The organism is Clostridium magnum DSM 2767 (assembly GCF_001623875.1).
In the GTDB taxonomy this organism is placed as follows: domain Bacteria; phylum Bacillota; class Clostridia; order Clostridiales; family Clostridiaceae; genus Clostridium_AM; species Clostridium_AM magnum.
Genome location: NZ_LWAE01000004.1, coordinates 132,227 through 148,752 on the forward strand (window position 1 = coordinate 132,227; position 16,526 = coordinate 148,752).

9 protein-coding genes, 3 rRNA genes and 2 riboswitches are annotated in these 16,526 nt (G+C 36.3%); all 12 genes read right to left on the reverse strand.

The genetic code is table 11. The features are described from left to right. Positions 1 to 45 precede the first annotated feature (45 nt). Positions 46 to 1,152, reverse strand: a complete 1,107-nt coding sequence (gene gcvT, locus CLMAG_RS17410; protein WP_066625457.1) for a glycine cleavage system aminomethyltransferase GcvT — start codon at positions 1,150 to 1,152, stop codon at positions 46 to 48. Between the two features lie 73 nt (positions 1,153 to 1,225). Next, positions 1,226 to 1,317: riboswitch (glycine riboswitch) on the reverse strand. A 415-nt stretch (positions 1,318 to 1,732) separates the two neighbouring features. Then, positions 1,733 to 1,849: ribosomal RNA gene (gene rrf / locus CLMAG_RS17415) — 5S ribosomal RNA — on the reverse strand. Between the two features lie 263 nt (positions 1,850 to 2,112). Then, positions 2,113 to 5,016, reverse strand: a 23S ribosomal RNA gene (locus CLMAG_RS17420). Positions 5,017 to 5,285: 269 nt separating this feature from the next. Then, a 16S ribosomal RNA gene (locus CLMAG_RS17425) occupies positions 5,286 to 6,795 on the reverse strand. The 16S, 23S and 5S rRNA genes sit together here, the layout of an rRNA operon. A 567-nt stretch (positions 6,796 to 7,362) precedes the next feature. Next, positions 7,363 to 8,148 (reverse strand): DUF2278 family protein, encoded by a 786-nt coding sequence (locus CLMAG_RS17430; protein ID WP_066625460.1) that lies wholly within the window; start codon positions 8,146 to 8,148, stop codon positions 7,363 to 7,365. A gap of 260 nt (positions 8,149 to 8,408) precedes the next feature. Further along, entirely contained in the window at positions 8,409 to 9,374 is a 966-nt protein-coding gene (locus CLMAG_RS17435; RefSeq protein ID WP_242873069.1) for an FIST C-terminal domain-containing protein, read from the reverse strand. Between the two features lie 205 nt (positions 9,375 to 9,579). After that, positions 9,580 to 11,859: a sensor domain-containing diguanylate cyclase gene (locus CLMAG_RS17440; protein ID WP_066625465.1), complete on the reverse strand. Its 2,280-nt coding sequence runs from the start codon at positions 11,857 to 11,859 to the stop codon at positions 9,580 to 9,582. A gap of 177 nt (positions 11,860 to 12,036) precedes the next feature. Further along, the gene (locus CLMAG_RS17445) at positions 12,037 to 12,609 is read right to left on the reverse strand and encodes a xanthine phosphoribosyltransferase (protein ID WP_066625468.1); all 573 of its coding nucleotides are present in this window, start codon (positions 12,607 to 12,609) and stop codon (positions 12,037 to 12,039) included. A gap of 122 nt (positions 12,610 to 12,731) precedes the next feature. Continuing rightward, a riboswitch (purine riboswitch) is annotated at positions 12,732 to 12,833 on the reverse strand. A gap of 150 nt (positions 12,834 to 12,983) precedes the next feature. Further along, positions 12,984 to 13,778: a tryptophan synthase subunit alpha gene (gene trpA, locus CLMAG_RS17450; RefSeq protein WP_066625478.1), complete on the reverse strand. Its 795-nt coding sequence runs from the start codon at positions 13,776 to 13,778 to the stop codon at positions 12,984 to 12,986. Between the two features lie 107 nt (positions 13,779 to 13,885). Beyond that, entirely contained in the window at positions 13,886 to 15,055 is a 1,170-nt protein-coding gene (trpB, locus tag CLMAG_RS17455) for a tryptophan synthase subunit beta (protein ID WP_066625485.1), read from the reverse strand. Then, a complete protein-coding gene (locus CLMAG_RS17460; protein ID WP_066625487.1) occupies positions 15,052 to 15,711 on the reverse strand; it encodes a phosphoribosylanthranilate isomerase in 660 nt (219 codons plus the stop codon). The genes trpB and CLMAG_RS17460 overlap by 4 nt, the downstream gene beginning before the upstream one ends. A gap of 3 nt (positions 15,712 to 15,714) precedes the next feature. Next, a complete protein-coding gene (gene trpC / locus CLMAG_RS17465; protein ID WP_066625489.1) occupies positions 15,715 to 16,494 on the reverse strand; it encodes an indole-3-glycerol phosphate synthase TrpC in 780 nt (259 codons plus the stop codon). Positions 16,495 to 16,526 lie beyond the last annotated feature (32 nt).

Below are 16,526 nucleotides of genomic sequence, written 5' to 3' on the forward strand. Positions count from 1 at the left end.
CCCTAAATTAAATTTAATTTTCTGTGAAAAATACCTTTATCACAGTTATTTATTATAATTTTTCTTATAAAATTTTTTACTAACTACTACGGCTTCATTAAGCTTGTTTCTGATCTTAACAAAAATAGTAGTGCCTAATTCAGAATATTTAGCATCTATTAAAGCTAGACCTATATTCTTTTTAATAGAAGGTGAAAGGTATCCAGTTGTTACCTCACCTATTTTTTCATTTCCTACGAAAACCTCATATCCATGTCTAGGAATAGCCCTATCCTTCATTTCAAATCCAATTATTTTTTTATTTAATCCCTCTTCCTTTTGTTTAACAAGAACATCCTTGCCAATGAAATACTCCTTATCTAACTTAACAAAGAATCCTAGTCCTGCTTCAAGCGGTGTAATTGATTCTGATAACTCATTACCATAAAGAGGTAGGTTAACTTCAAATCTTAAAGTATCTCTAGCTCCTAATCCTATCGGCTTTAGACCATCTTCTTTACCAGCTTGGAGTATTTTATCCCATAACCCTGTTGCACTTTCTCTATCACTATAAATTTCAAATCCATCCTCACCAGTGTAACCAGTTCTTGATACTAAGCATTTTGCTCCTGCCACCAAAACATCTCTCTTGCAAAAGAAAAATTTAATATCACTCAAATTTGTATCTGTCAGTTTTTGAAGTATTTCTTCAGCTTTAGGTCCCTGAATTGCAAGCTGAGTGACTGAGGATGATATATTCGTTATATCTACATTAAGACTGCCTTTATTTTTTAGCATCCATTCAAAATCTTTTTCAATATTTCCAGCATTTATTACTAGAAAGAAGTGATTTTTAGTAAATCTATATACTATTAAATCATCAACAATTCCTCCATCTGGATAGCACATAGGACTATATAGCACTTGATTATCCTCTAATATAGATATATCATTTGTTATTAAATTTTGAACAAATTTAAAAGCATCTTCTCCAATTACATCTACTTCCCCCATGTGAGAAACATCAAACAATCCTGCCTTTGTACGTACTGCTTCATGTTCCGGTATTATTCCTTCAAATTGCACTGGAAGTGCCCATCCAGCAAAATCAATTATCTTTCCACCATATTTCTCATAAGAATCATATAATGGTGTTTTTTTCAGTTTTTCCATATTCTATAACCTCCCCATAATTTTTTATATAGCAAAAAGAGGACATGAAGGCTAACTAAAAAACTACTTAGCCCACACATCCTCTGTTCATTTACCCGAGAGTTTCGATAATATATCTTTCACCTTTGGTGCTGTTTCTAAAACAGGCTCTTCAGAGTTTCGTCCTATAACGTTATTTTTACCTGAAAGTTTTTGATATAGTCGTGGAACTATATCATTGCTTCTTCGGTTAACAAAAATGTTATCTCGCGCTATAATCATCCGAAAATATTTATTTGTATTTAACTCATTAAATCAATTATAATCCATCTTAATAACTTTTTCAACACTTTTTTAAAATAAACCCCTCAATATTATGAAATTAATATTTTTTTGATTTTAAGTGGTAAATCATTAATTTTTCAAGACATTACTGGTAAGTTTTTCATTTAATATTTATTTTATTTACATGAAGTGGAAACTTGAATCAGATAGGGTTTCAAATATCACCTGATTCTTAGTTGAACGAATCCGATGACGTAGTCACTCTAATAAAGTAAAAAAACACTAAGTATGAGAACTTAGTGTTTTTCTGTTACTTACCTGGCGACGACTTACTCTTCCACACAGTCTCCCGTGCAGTACCATCAGCACTGTAAAGCTTAACCTTCGTGTTCGGAATGGGAACGGGTGTTACCTTTACGTCATAATCACCAGATTTATTTAGTTGAGAGTTAAGAATTAATAGTTAAGAGTTATGGTTATTTTTTCTCGTAGCGTCGAAAAAACGATAATTATACTAACTAATAACTTTATACACAATAAATTATTAACTCTTATGAGAATATTATTCTCTGAAAATTGCACAGTGATAAGTATAGCTTTTTTATATAGAGCTTAATTAATTTAAATTTTAGATTTTCACATTAGTGAAAATCATCATTAACTCTTAATTCTCAACTCTACACTGTTAACTATTTTTTGGTCAAGCCCTCGACCTATTAGTATTAGTCAGCTGAACATGTTACCATGCTTACACCTCTAACCTATCAACCTTGTGTTCTTCAAGGGGTCTTACTAGCTTATGCTATGGGAAATCTTATCTTGAGGTGGGCTTCACGCTTAGATGCTTTCAGCGTTTATCCCGTCCTGACATAGCTACCCAGCTGTGCTCCTGGCGGAACAACTGGTGCACCAGAGGTCAGTCCATCCCGGTCCTCTCGTACTAAGGACAGCTCCTCTCAAATTTCCTACGCCCGCGACGGATAGGGACCGAACTGTCTCACGACGTTCTGAACCCAGCTCGCGTGCCGCTTTAATGGGCGAACAGCCCAACCCTTGGGACCTACTTCAGCCCCAGGATGCGACGAGCCGACATCGAGGTGCCAAACCTCCCCGTCGATGTGGACTCTTGGGGGAGATCAGCCTGTTATCCCCGAGGTAGCTTTTATCCGTTGAGCGATGGCCCTCCCACGAGGAACCACCGGATCACTAAGCCCGACTTTCGTCCCTGCTCCACTTGTTTGTGTCGCAGTCAGGCTCCCTTCTGCCTTTGCACTCTTCGAACGATTTCCAACCGTTCTGAGGGAACCTTTGGGCGCCTCCGTTACTTTTTTGGAGGCGACCGCCCCAGTCAAACTGCCCACCTAACAATGTCCCGTGACCAGTTTCATGGCCGCCGGTTAGAATCCCAGTACTGTCAGGGTGGTATCCCAAGGTTGACTCCACAAAGGCTGACGCCCTTGTTTCTCAGTCTCCCACCTATCCTGTACAGACAATACCGAAATTCAATGCTAAGCTACAGTAAAGCTCTACGGGGTCTTTCCGTCCAATCGCGGGTAGCGAGCATCTTCACTCGCAATACAATTTCGCCGGATTTGTTGTCGAGACAGTGCCCAAATCATTACGCCATTCGTGCGGGTCGGAACTTACCCGACAAGGAATTTCGCTACCTTAGGACCGTTATAGTTACGGCCGCCGTTTACTGGGGCTTAAGTTCATACCTTCGCTTGCGCTAAGTATTCCCCTTAACCTTCCAGCACCGGGCAGGCGTCAGCCCCTATACTTCAGCTTTCGCTTTAGCAGAGACCTGTGTTTTTGCTAAACAGTTGCTTGGGCCTATTCTCTGCGACCTACTTGCGTAGGCACCCCTTCTCCCGAAGTTACGGGGTCAATTTGCCGAGTTCCTTGACAACAATTCTTCCGCTGGTCTTAGGATTCTCTCCTCACCTACCTGTGTCGGTTTGCGGTACGGGCGCCAACATCCTCCATAGAGACTTTTCTTGGCAGCGTGGAATCAGATACTTCGCCCATAAGGGCTCCCCATCACACCTCAACATTGACTAAACGGATTTGCCTGCCTAGTCTGTCTAGATGCTTAGACGCACATCCAATAGTGCGCACATCTTATCCTCCTGCGTCATCCCATTTGTAATAACGTCAGTTGGCGGTATCGGAATATCAACCGATTGTCCATCACCTACGCCTTTCGGCCTCGGCTTAGGCCCCGACTAACCCTGAGCGGACGAGCCTTCCTCAGGAAACCTTAGGTTTTCGACCAATAAGATTCTCACTTATTTCTCGCTACTTATGCCAGCATACTCACTCCTGTACAGTCCACCGCTCCTTACGGTACGACTTCAACCCATACAGGAAGCTCCTCTACCACTGATACTTACGTATCAATCCATAGCTTCGGTGGTAAGTTTTAGCCCCGGACATCTTCGGCGCAGGATCTCTCGACTAGTGAGCTATTACGCACTCTTTAAATGAGTGGCTGCTTCTAAGCCAACATCCTAGTTGTCTTAGAAATCCCACATCCTTTTCCACTTAACTTACACTTTGGGACCTTAGCTGATGGTCTGGGCTGTTTCCCTTTTGACCACGGATCTTATCATTCGTAGTCTGACTGCTTTGATTCAAGTATATGGCATTCGGAGTTTGATAGGGTTCAGTAACTGTTGTCAGCCCCTAGCCCATTCAGTGCTCTACCTCCATTACTCATTCAAAACGCTAGCCCTAAAGCTATTTCGAGGAGAACCAGCTATCTCCGAGTTCGATTGGAATTTCTCCGCTATCCACAGCTCATCCCATGGTTTTTCAACACCAACGTGGTTCGGTCCTCCACGGAATTTTACTTCCGCTTCAACCTGTCCATGGATAGGTCACCCGGTTTCGGGTCTACGACATGCAACTCTTTGCCCTATTCAGACTCGGTTTCCCTTCGGCTCCATACCTTAAGTATTTAACCTTGCTACACATCGTAACTCGCTGGCTCGTTCTACAAAAAGCACGCCGTCGCACATAAAAGTGCTTCGACTGATTGTGGACACACGGTTTCAGGTTCTATTTCACTCCCCTTCCGGGGTTCTTTTCACCTTTCCCTCACGGTACTGCTTCACTATCGGTCACCAGTTAGTATTTAGCCTTGGGAGGTGGTCCTCCCTGCTTCCCACAAGGTTTCACGTGTCTCGTGGTACTCTGGATTAGACCTGACTGCTTTTTCTTTTCACTTACAGGGCTTTTACCTTCTACGGCGGAGCCTTCCAGCTCTCTTCAGTTAAAAAATTGCAGTATTTATGGTCTATCCGCAACCCCAGGAACAAGTTCCTGGTTTGGGCTCTTTCCCTTTCGCTCGCCGCTACTTAGAAAATCGATTTTTCTTTCTCTTCCTCCGGGTACTTAGATGTTTCAGTTCCCCGGGTATACCTCTATAAACCTATGAATTCAGTTTACAGTACATTGCGTTAGCAATGTGGGTTGCCCCATTCGGAAATCTCTGGATCACTGGCTATTTGCGCCTACCCAAAGCTTATCGCAGCTTATCGCGTCCTTCTTCGGCTTCTGGTGCCAAGGCATTCACCATGCGCCCTTTGTAGCTTGACCAATTTATCACTCATATTTCTATGAGTTTGATTAAAGTTACAAAGGTTATTACTTATATTATATAAGTAGTTCTACCTTTAGCTTTACTTCTATTTTTGTTAAACAATTGCGTTGTTTAACGTTTCTTCACTGTGCAATTTTCAAAGAACAATTTGAGAATTTATTTTATCACCTTAACACTACCGTGTCAATGGATAAATAATCCCTCAAAATTAAACAGAGGCTAAACCAGTCTTTCAGACAGCATTACCTGTCTGTATTATCCTTAGAAAGGAGGTGATCCAGCCGCAGGTTCTCCTACGGCTACCTTGTTACGACTTCACCCCAATCACTAACCCCACCTTCGGCCGCTGGCCCCTTTACAGGTTACCTCACGGACTTCGGGTGTTGCCAGCTCTCATGGTGTGACGGGCGGTGTGTACAAGGCCCGGGAACGTATTCACCGCGACATTCTGATTCGCGATTACTAGCAACTCCGGCTTCATGTAGGCGAGTTGCAGCCTACAATCCGAACTGGGATAGGTTTTTGAGTTTTGCTCCACCTCGCGGTCTTGCATCTCTCTGTACCTACCATTGTAGCACGTGTGTAGCCCTGGACATAAGGGGCATGATGATTTGACGTCATCCCCACCTTCCTCCCGGTTAACCCGGGCAGTCTCACTAGAGTGCTCAACTTAATGGTAGCAACTAATGATAGGGGTTGCGCTCGTTGCAGGACTTAACCTAACATCTCACGACACGAGCTGACGACAACCATGCACCACCTGTCTCCCTGCCCCGAAGGGCTTCATGCATCTCTGCACTATTCAGGGGATGTCAAGTCCAGGTAAGGTTCTTCGCGTTGCTTCGAATTAAACCACATGCTCCGCTGCTTGTGCGGGCCCCCGTCAATTCCTTTGAGTTTTAATCTTGCGATCGTACTTCCCAGGCGGAGTACTTATTGTGTTAACTGCGGCACAGAAGGTTCGACCCTCCTACACCTAGTACTCATCGTTTACGGCGTGGACTACCAGGGTATCTAATCCTGTTTGCTACCCACGCTTTCATGCCTCAGCGTCAGTTACGGTCCAGAGAATCGCCTTCGCCACTGGTGTTCTTCCTAATCTCTACGCATTTCACCGCTACACTAGGAATTCCATTCTCCTCTCCCGCACTCTAGATATCCAGTTTGAAATGCAGCACCCAAGTTAAGCTCGGGTATTTCACATCTCACTTAAATATCCGCCTACGCATCCTTTACGCCCAGTAAATCCGGACAACGCTCGCCACCTACGTATTACCGCGGCTGCTGGCACGTAGTTAGCCGTGGCTTCCTCCTTTGGTACCGTCATTATCGTCCCAAAAGACAGAGCTTTACAACCCGAAGGCCTTCATCACTCACGCGGCGTTGCTGCATCAGGCTTTCGCCCATTGTGCAATATTCCCCACTGCTGCCTCCCGTAGGAGTCTGGACCGTGTCTCAGTTCCAATGTGGCCGATCACCCTCTCAGGTCGGCTACGCATCGTCGCCTTGGTGAGCCTTTACCTCACCAACTAGCTAATGCGCCGCGGGTCCATCTCAAAGCGGATTACTCCTTTAATTAGTTCTTCATGCGAAAAACCAATGTTATGCGGTATTAATCTCCCTTTCGGGAGGCTATCCCCCTCTTTGAGGCAGGTTACCCACGTGTTACTCACCCGTCCGCCGCTAATCCACCCCGAAGGGCTTCATCGCTCGACTTGCATGTGTTAGGCACGCCGCCAGCGTTCGTCCTGAGCCAGGATCAAACTCTCAATTTAAAAGTTTGAATGCTCATTACTGTTTTACTCACTACTAATATATAGTAGTTAAAGAATTGCTGGTTTAGTTTATTTAATAAAAGTCATTTTGACTTTCAACCTCTGTTTAATTTTCAAGGATCATGTCGACTCATCTCGACAGCTTATTTAGTTTATCATGTTTATTTTATCTTGTCAAGAACATTTAAAACATTTTTTATTTTCTGACGTTCTTAACAGCTTTCATATGATATCATGAACATTTATTAATGTCAACAACTTTTTAGCTGTTACTCTTTGTTCATCTGTTTGTCGCTCATCAAGCAACGAATGTTATTCTAGCACGTTTAATATTAATAAATACTAAGAAACATCGTTCTAAAAGTAAGTTATATGGATTTTCCTAATCCTTTCTCATGATGCCTCCGTATTTATCCTATTGACACACTAGATTCAGTTTACTTCATTATATATTATAAGTATATATCTTCAAAGATATACTACCACATTAAGCCAATTCTTAATGTGGCCTAATTTTACATATTAGAATACAACTATATTATTTTAATATTATTTATAATGACAAGTTTAATCATATGATATTTCTGTATACTGACCTTCAAATCTTAAAAAAATACCATTCCATCTATCTTCATCTTTTGAATTAAAATGAATTAATATTCCTCCATCTTGATACATATCACTATCTTGTATCCATTCCTTTTTGTGTGAATTTCCTTGATTCATATGGACATCATGTATCCCTTTTGCTCCATTATTCCTTAAAAGCCATAGTCTTTCATCCCTTAACTCTGCCCCCTTACATCCAACTGGATATAAGTCTCCCAAGATATATATATCTAAATTCTGCTGTTTTGCTTTATTAATGTATTTATGTATTTCTTCATTCAAATCAGTAGTTGTGGTTGCCTGTATAAATTCATTCATATTAAATAAACCGCTTCTTATATAATCTAAAACTATTTTACTTTCTTTATTATGATCTTCATAATTGAATACTTTAATCCCATAATCTAGACTTATAAGTTCACTTAGAGAAAACCTCTCATCATCTAGGGTCTGCAAATTTTCTTTGAAGAGATATTCCAGTTTTGGAGTTTTTCTTCCTTCATGTGATCTAACATTAATTTGAACTTCAATATCGCTATTATCAAAATTAAGTTTTTCATCTCCAAGATATAGTGTCTCCGCTCGTACTTTGAAATAATAATGAAATACTCCTCCTATTTTTTCATATCGACAGCAAATATTTTCGTCCAAAATTAGCCTACCCTCTTTTTTAGGAACTTCACAACCAATACCAGTAATTGTACTACCTCTTGCTTTGCAAACAACATATATAGGAATAGCCACTATTATCGCCTCCTTACACATATCTTAAACAGAAGTAAAACTTATATACCTTGTATAATTAAAACGTAAATAATGCTTTATTTTTAGTTTTTACATAGATAATCTTCGTTATCCCAAAAATACATACTAACAACTCTTAAACCTTAAATTCTAGTCTATTTGCAACAATCCTAAAATAGTAGATTTATTATGGATTACTAGTTGTCCATTATCTTGAGATGCAATTTCTCCTATAGATAATGCTCCTTCAACAGTAAAGCTTAGATTGTCCTGAATATTTTTAATTCCTCCTCAAAAAGTTCTTCTAAAAACATTGCACGAGAAATACAGTCAAAAAGTAATGGTATATAGTTTTTAGGTGCTATTGCTGCACACTGTTCTGCTATTTGCAGAGATGAACTTAGTAATGTATTTGCATCCCCCTTTAGAACATATATTTCACTTCCTTGAGGTATATCTGCAACACAAACTATCTCATTATTGTCGTTAACTCTAATTGGATCTCTCACTATTAATTCCACCTGATTTTCCTTAGCTATTCCAAAAGGATGATCTTTTGCATATACAAAAAAATCCTGCTTAAGCAATCTTATATTTTCATGTTCTTCTATTACATCTTTATATACCTCAAAAGCACTATATTCATCCAATTGTGCTAAAGTATTTTCTTCGGATACTTTTGCTAAAAAAGGCCCTTCCAATTTGTTCCACCCATGTTTTACTGCTATTTTAGCGTCTGATTTTACAATACATATATATAGTACATCTGAAAATAAGCCCTTGTTATCAAAAATACATGGTCTGTGTTTTAAGTCATAAAAACCAGCTCCACCACCAATATACTTAACATTTTTCCCTAACTTATTATAAACAGTATCTGTTAAATCTTTCATTTTGCTTGATAATCCATCTACTAAAACAATAGCTGTACAATTACTGAAGTTTTCTAAGCTTAACTTAAACCTCATTAAGTATGGAAGAACCATAGCCGTATATAGAGGCTCATATTTCTGAATTATAAAGCCTTCTGAATGGCTTTTATTCCCAACAAGCAACCTAGAGTATATTCCACCGAAGATTTTAATATTTTTATCATTTGCATATCCTATTAACTCATTTACGTTTTCTGCTGACTTTTCAGCTACCATTATCATTAAATTTTCTGTGGATTCCACCTTGACATTCTCAATATATTCTTTTAGCTCAAAAAATGATTTTAAATACAAGTTACATACCTCCTTTAAAATAAAAAATCGATTAAACCAGTCATATACACGATCTTTACTACATTATACTATTTTCCTTTATGTAATTTCTACATAGACTTGTTTATTTTAGAAATATATACCTATCATTAAAAGCTCATTAGAATAATAATTACTTTTATTTAGTAAAAACCGTACTGAATTCAGTACGGTTTTAAATTTTATATCATCTCTGCTTTTCCTTCATTATTTTCTTTTTTTCATACATTCTCTTATCTGCTATTTTTAATAGTTCATTAATGTCATGGGAATCAGCTGTGAATTCGGAGAATCCGTATGCAAAACTAATCTTTTTCTTATCCCCATCAAAATGAAAGGAATATTCTCTTAACATATTAGATATTCTACCAATAACCTCTTCTGCTTGATCCCTATTTTTATTAATGAATATTACTGCAAATTCGTCTCCCCCAGTTCTTCCAAAAACATCATTTCCATCAATCCCTGCTTTAAACGCATTTACAAATTTTACCAAAATACTATCACCTGCATCATGCCCATAGGTATCATTAATGGTTTTCAAGTTATTTAGATCTATCATACATATAACAAAGGTTTCATTTGTATACTTTGCTTTGTTCAAAGTTTTATTTAATATTTCTTTAAAATAGTATCTGTTATATAATCCGGTTAAACTATCATATCTGGACATATATAATATGTTTTCTAACAACTGAACATTCTTTAATGCTATTTCAATATCATAACATAAGTATTTAAGCAAATTTTTATCTGCCTCATTAAAATTTCCTTCATCATCTGTATTAAACACATTGATAATTCCCATAAATTTGCCACCAACACCAATTCCACAAGTTAACAGCTGCTTTGGTGTTTTATTTATCGTTTTCCTCCAAAGTTCATTGTTATATACTTTACATGATAGATATTGTCTTACATCATCTACAATTATGGGATTAAATAATTCATCATTACTATAGTTTATATCTTCCATTTCATATTCTATCTCTTTTATTTTATCTGAAAGATATCCATTTATCGCTTTATAGCGCAATTTACCACTCTCCACCAATAAAACACTTCCAAATTTGCCATTTGGAATAATATCTAGTGCCTTATCGAGTATTACCTGAAGTAAGTTATCAATTTCTCCAGAAGATAACATTTCATTATTTATTTCCATTACAGACTTTGTAAAACTATTTATCTGCTCTATTTTACATTTTTGTTCCTCTAATGTTTCATTTGCTTGTTGCAATTCTTTCGTAACTTGATTCACAAGATTGGTAAACACTTTAATTACACCCAAATCTTTTCCATCGAAAAAGTTTCTCGATGGATTTTCAGTTTTAGTTAATACAAGTTCATCTTTCTCAAAAGTTTCTTCACCTTCAGAAATTGCTAGCATTGTCATTGTTACACTTAAGAGTTCATTTGAATTTTTAAATGTAAAAAATTCACCATAAGTAAAGAAACCAAAAGTTGGAGCAATACTATTTAGTGGACATATCTCAAGATTAATTTTATCTTGCATAAAGGCTCTTCTTACCGAACATGAATAAATAAAAATTGCTTCAATATTTTTGTTTTTTAATTTATTAGCTATTTCTAATGACTGCTCCGTTAGCATATTTACATTGCCATAACCAAACTGAACCTTGTCCCCAATTTCAACATTTCCTGAAAAACTTAACGACCCATCACCATAGCATCCAAAAGCCACTCTTGCTAAATGAATACCTCTCTTTGTAATTATCAATGGAAATTCCGTTGCAGACATTGGCAGTCCTTTTGCAATGTCTTCTCCAAGATACTTTTTATAAATATCAACTGCTTTAACATTATCTATTGTAAAAATCCTACTACCGTATGCTTGGGTAATAGTCATTGGTTTTCCAATAGTTGACCATCCAAAGCTGCGGTCAGTTATAACATTTAATTGCTTTCCAGTAAGGGAGGCAACAGCAACACCATTTTTGGTAATCCCCTCCTTAGTAAATACAAGTGTTTCTTCTAAATAGCCATTATCTCCGGCTTTACCACCACAAACGATAACATTACTATTTGCTAATTCTATTCCTTTAAGAATATCTCTACCACTTGTTACTAACCCATCTGCAAATAAAATAACAACTTTCGTATCCTCTTCAACTAATTCTTCAACAATATTTATTCCTAATTTATACTCATTATCATGACTTAAAAGTTTTGTTTTAATTTTTACTGTTTCAAAAATAGTAAAAGATATCGTAGTAGTATTAGTTAACACATTTTCTTTATATATTTCACCAGCAGTTGTTGTGCCTATAATTTCTGCTTGCGGTAGTATAGATGTTATTTCATCCATAATCTTACTAATAAATTTAATCTCAATTATTCCAGTAAAAATTTGAACAAAAATATTATCTTTCATATTAATATTCCTACTATAAATAAAAGTTTGCAATTCACAGAAATTACTATATACAAATCCGTATTGCTTCATAACACTAAGCCTCCTGCATCTCTACACACAACAAGTATTAAATTATCAACATTATATTAATAACATTATAACATAATAGGGATATTTCACGAAAATTTCTTAGGAAATATAATTAAATAATATTATGAAAAAAAAGCAAGATTTTCCTTGCTTTTTTTCAATAAAAAATAATCAGTTTTATTTTACAAATTCAATTAAATCTTTTCCTAACTTAGCTATACGTGCTAAAGAATATACTTCATACCCCTTATCCTCCAACATTTTGCGTCCAGGCTGAAAGGATTTTTCTATAACAATTCCAATTCCAGCAACTTTAGCTCCTGATTCTTCAGCTAAACGAGCAGCACCTAATGCAGCCTCACCATTTGCTAAAAAATCATCAATAACTAAAACACAATCTTCTGCTGTAACATATTTTTTTGATAAAGTTAACTCATAATCTTTTCCCTTTGTAAATGAATGTACTGTTGTCTGATACACATCGCCATTTAAAATCTTAGATGCCTCTTTTTTTAAGGTTACCATTGGTAAATTCATCTGCATTGCAGTCATAACAGCTGGAGCAATTCCTGAACTTTCAATAGTAAATATTTTTGTAATTCCATGCTCTTTAAAATAATTTTTGAACTGAGTACCCATTTCATACATTAACTCTGGATCTACTTGATGGTTTAAGAAAGAATCAACCTTTAATACATTCTCAGATAATGCATTTCCATCTTCTAAAATACGTTTATGTAACATTTCCATTTATATCACCTACTCTATAAGACCTTTCTCTTCTTTTGATATTAAAATTGCCAAATAAAAAAACCTCAAAATAAATTGAGGCATTGTTAAAATTTAGCTAGACATATTTATAATATATCTAATCTAAATACACAAAACCTCGTAGTCTGCTAATTTACGGCTAGCAGGTAGAAACTTTCGAACCATATTACCGACGATATACGAGTTTTTTATATGATATATGAGCATTATAACATATTTTATCAAAAAAAACATTTCATTAATATTATAAATATACAATAACATTAAATTTTCTAGTGAATTATGAGCTTATTGAAAAAATAGAGAGCTCAAATAGATTTGAATTTACACAAACCTATTTGAGCTCCCATTTATCAACTTTTTAAAACATCTTTGATTCCTGATACAAAATTTGATACCTTCTCTATAATTTCTTCTTTATTTTTTCCTTCTGCTACCTTTTTTACAATAGCACTTCCCACAATAATTGCATCACAATATGGCTTAAATTCTTTTGCCATTTCTGCACTTGATATACCGAAACCTAATGCCTTAGGCATCTTAGTATATTGAGATACTATATTCATATATTCCTCGATATTTGTGCTTATAGCCTGTCTTACGCCGGTAACACCAGTAGTTGACACACAATATACAAAGCCTTTCCCATCTTCCGTTATTGCTTTAATACGATCCTTTGAGGTTGGCGCTACTAACGGTATTAGATATACTCCATATTTATCAGCCACATCTATTATATCTTTTCTCTCCTCAATAGGTAGATCAGGTATAATAACAGCATCAATGCCTACATCACTGCACTCTCCAATAAATTTCTCCATACCGTATTTGAATATGGAATTATAATATACCAAATATACCAAAGGAACTTGACTCTTTTTTCTTATCTCTTCCACACTATCCATTATTTTTGCAATCTTTGCTCCATTCTTCAAGGCTCTAGTAGATGATTGCTGAATAGTGACACCATCCGCCAATGGATCTGAATAAGGGATTCCAAGCTCTATAATATCTGCACCAGATTTCTCCATTGCAATTACTAAATCCACTGTTGTATCTAAGTCTGGATCCCCTGCTGTTACAAATGATATCATAGCTTTTTCATTTTTTTCTTTTAATAATTGAAACTTTTCATCTATTCTATTCATAATTCAACCTCGCTTTTATTAATTTTCAACAACATTCCAACTTTAATCCTGCTGAAGTTTAGCAGCACATCTCATAGTACTAAGTTAAGTTTCGGCCTTCCCCAAACCTAGATAGAAAGAAGTTTAGCTATGGTATCTACGTCTTTGTCTCCTCTACCAGAAAGATTAACTACCACTATCTTATCTTTATCTAGTGTAGGTACAATTTTTATAGCCTCTGCTAATGCATGGGAACTTTCTATTGCTGGTATTATCCCCTCTGTTTTACATAAAATCATAAAGGCATCTACTGCTTCCTTATCTGTGATTGGTACATATTTCGCTCTTCCTATCTCACTTAAATAAGCATGTTCAGGTCCCACTCCAGGATAATCCAAACCTGCTGATATAGAGTAAACCGGCATTATCTGTCCATCCTCATCCTGCAGTACATAAGTCATCATTCCATGAAGGACTCCAACTGAGCCTTTTGTTATAGTAGCAGCATGCTGATCTGTATCAGCTCCAAGTCCTGCCGCCTCTGCTCCAATTAAAGCTACCTCTTTATCTTCTAGAAAAGGATAGAATATGCCTATAGAATTACTACCACCACCAACACATGCAATAATATAATCTGGAAGCCTGCCTTCCTTTTCTAAAATTTGCTTTTTAACCTCATCACCTATAACTCTCTGGAAGTCCCTTACTATAGTTGGGTATGGATGTGGACCTGCTGCCGTTCCAAAAACATAAAAAGTATTCTCTATTTTTTCAACCCAGTTTCTCATTGCTTCATTTACTGCATCCTTTAAAGTTCCAGTACCGGATGTAACAGCTGTAACCTTTGCTCCAAGCATTCTCATTCTTACAACGTTAAGGGCTTGTCTTTCGATATCCTCTTCTCCCATGAATATTTCACATTCTAAACCAAACATTGCAGCGGCTGTTGCTGTTGCAACACCATGCTGCCCTGCACCTGTTTCTGCTATAACTCTCTTTTTACCCATTCTTCTAGCCAATAGCGCCTGACCTATTGCATTATTTACCTTATGCGCACCAGTATGATTCAAATCTTCTCTTTTTAAATATATCTTAGCTCCACCAAGTTTTTTAGTTAAATTTTCAGCATAATAAAGAGGCGTCTCTCTTCCAACATACTCCTTCAAGTAATATCTATACTCCTCCATAAATTTTTCATCTTTGATTGCCTTCTCATATTCTGTTTCTAACTCTATTAATACATTCATTATAGTTTCAGGTACGTATTGTCCTCCAAATTTTCCAAATCTTCCATTCATATTATTTTCCTCACTTTCTCTATAAGACTTCTCATTTTGTTATAATTTTTTATTCCATTTTCCTCTACACCGCTGGATATATCCACAGCATAGGGTTTTACTTTTTCTATGGCTTTTTCTATATTCTCACAGTTAAGTCCACCTGCAAGAATAAATTTTTTACTTAATACTAAATCATTTAGTACATCCCAGTTAAAACTCATACCAGTACCACCTTTGGTACCTTTCACACTGCTGTCCACAAGTAAGGCTTCTACCTCATACTTAGATAAATTATCTAAATTTTCTTGATGGAACTTAACTTGTTTTGATAAATCCTTACAGCTTAAAGAATCTGCCACATCAATACTCATACACTTCCATGTTTTAAAGGGATATAACTTTTTTACATAATTTCCATCTTCTCTTCCATGAAGCTGAATTATATCAAGCTTTAAGTATTCCGCTGTATTTTTTACTTTGTCTGCATCTTCATCTACAAATACCCCAACAGTTTGTATATTCTTATCTAGCAAATTTATCAATTCCTTTGCTTTATCTAAGGAAACCTGCCTCTTACTTTTGGCAAACACAAACCCTACGTAATCTGGAAGGAGCTCATTTACATACCCTATATCTTCTTTTCTGGTTAACCCACATATTTTTACTTTTGTCATAAATTAAATACCCTTTGCTTTTAGAATAAAATCCCTAACTTCTTGAATATCCTCTATATTTCTCATAAATGTTTCCCCTATTAATACTGCATTCACTCCTAGAGATCTTAGATACTTAATATCCTCGGAAGTTTTTATGCCACTTTCAGATACCACTATAGTATCCTTGGGTATATGTTTTATTAACTTTTCTGTAGTTTTTAAGTCTACTGTAAAATCTCTAAGATCCCTATTATTTATTCCAACAATATCACATCCTGCACTTAAAGCCGAGTCTAACTCCTTTTCATTGTGTACCTCTGTAAGGCAGTATAGGCCAAGTTCTTTTGCTAGATTATAGAACTTTTTTATATTATTCTCTAAAATTGATGCTATCAACAAAACTGCATCAGCTCCTATAGCCTTTGCTTGAAATATTTGATACTCATCTATGATAAAATCCTTTCTAAGTATAGGTTTTGAGTTAACCTTCTTAACTATCTCGATATACTCATCCTTACCTTTGAAAAACTGCTTTTCAGTGAGTACAGACACAGCATCAATGTCTATTTCTTCATAAACTTTTGCTATTTTAACAGGATCAAAGTCCTCTTTAATTATTCCTTTAGAAGGAGATGCTTTTTTTATCTCTGAAATAATGGATATACTTTCTTTGCTTAATGCCCTTTTGAAATCTCTTATAGGCATGTGTTGTAAATTAATAGAGTACGCTTCAATAGATTTTATTTCTTTTTCCTTCTCTATTTGCCTTCTTTTATATGCAACTATATCATCTAGTATCATAATTACATCTCCTTTATATTGAAAAATTTTCT

Coding starts and splice junctions, on each gene's coding strand:
- trpC (WP_066625489.1), bottom strand. CDS start 16,494: ATGATACTAGATGATATAGTTGCATATAAAAGAAGGCAAATAGAGAAG.
- trpB (WP_066625485.1), bottom strand. CDS start 15,055: ATGAATGGAAGATTTGGAAAATTTGGAGGACAATACGTACCTGAAACT.
- CLMAG_RS17440 (WP_066625465.1), bottom strand. CDS start 11,859: ATGAAGCAATACGGATTTGTATATAGTAATTTCTGTGAATTGCAAACT.
- gcvT (WP_066625457.1), bottom strand. CDS start 1,152: ATGGAAAAACTGAAAAAAACACCATTATATGATTCTTATGAGAAATAT.
- trpA (WP_066625478.1), bottom strand. CDS start 13,778: ATGAATAGAATAGATGAAAAGTTTCAATTATTAAAAGAAAAAAATGAA.
- CLMAG_RS17460 (WP_066625487.1), bottom strand. CDS start 15,711: ATGACAAAAGTAAAAATATGTGGGTTAACCAGAAAAGAAGATATAGGG.
- CLMAG_RS17445 (WP_066625468.1), bottom strand. CDS start 12,609: ATGGAAATGTTACATAAACGTATTTTAGAAGATGGAAATGCATTATCT.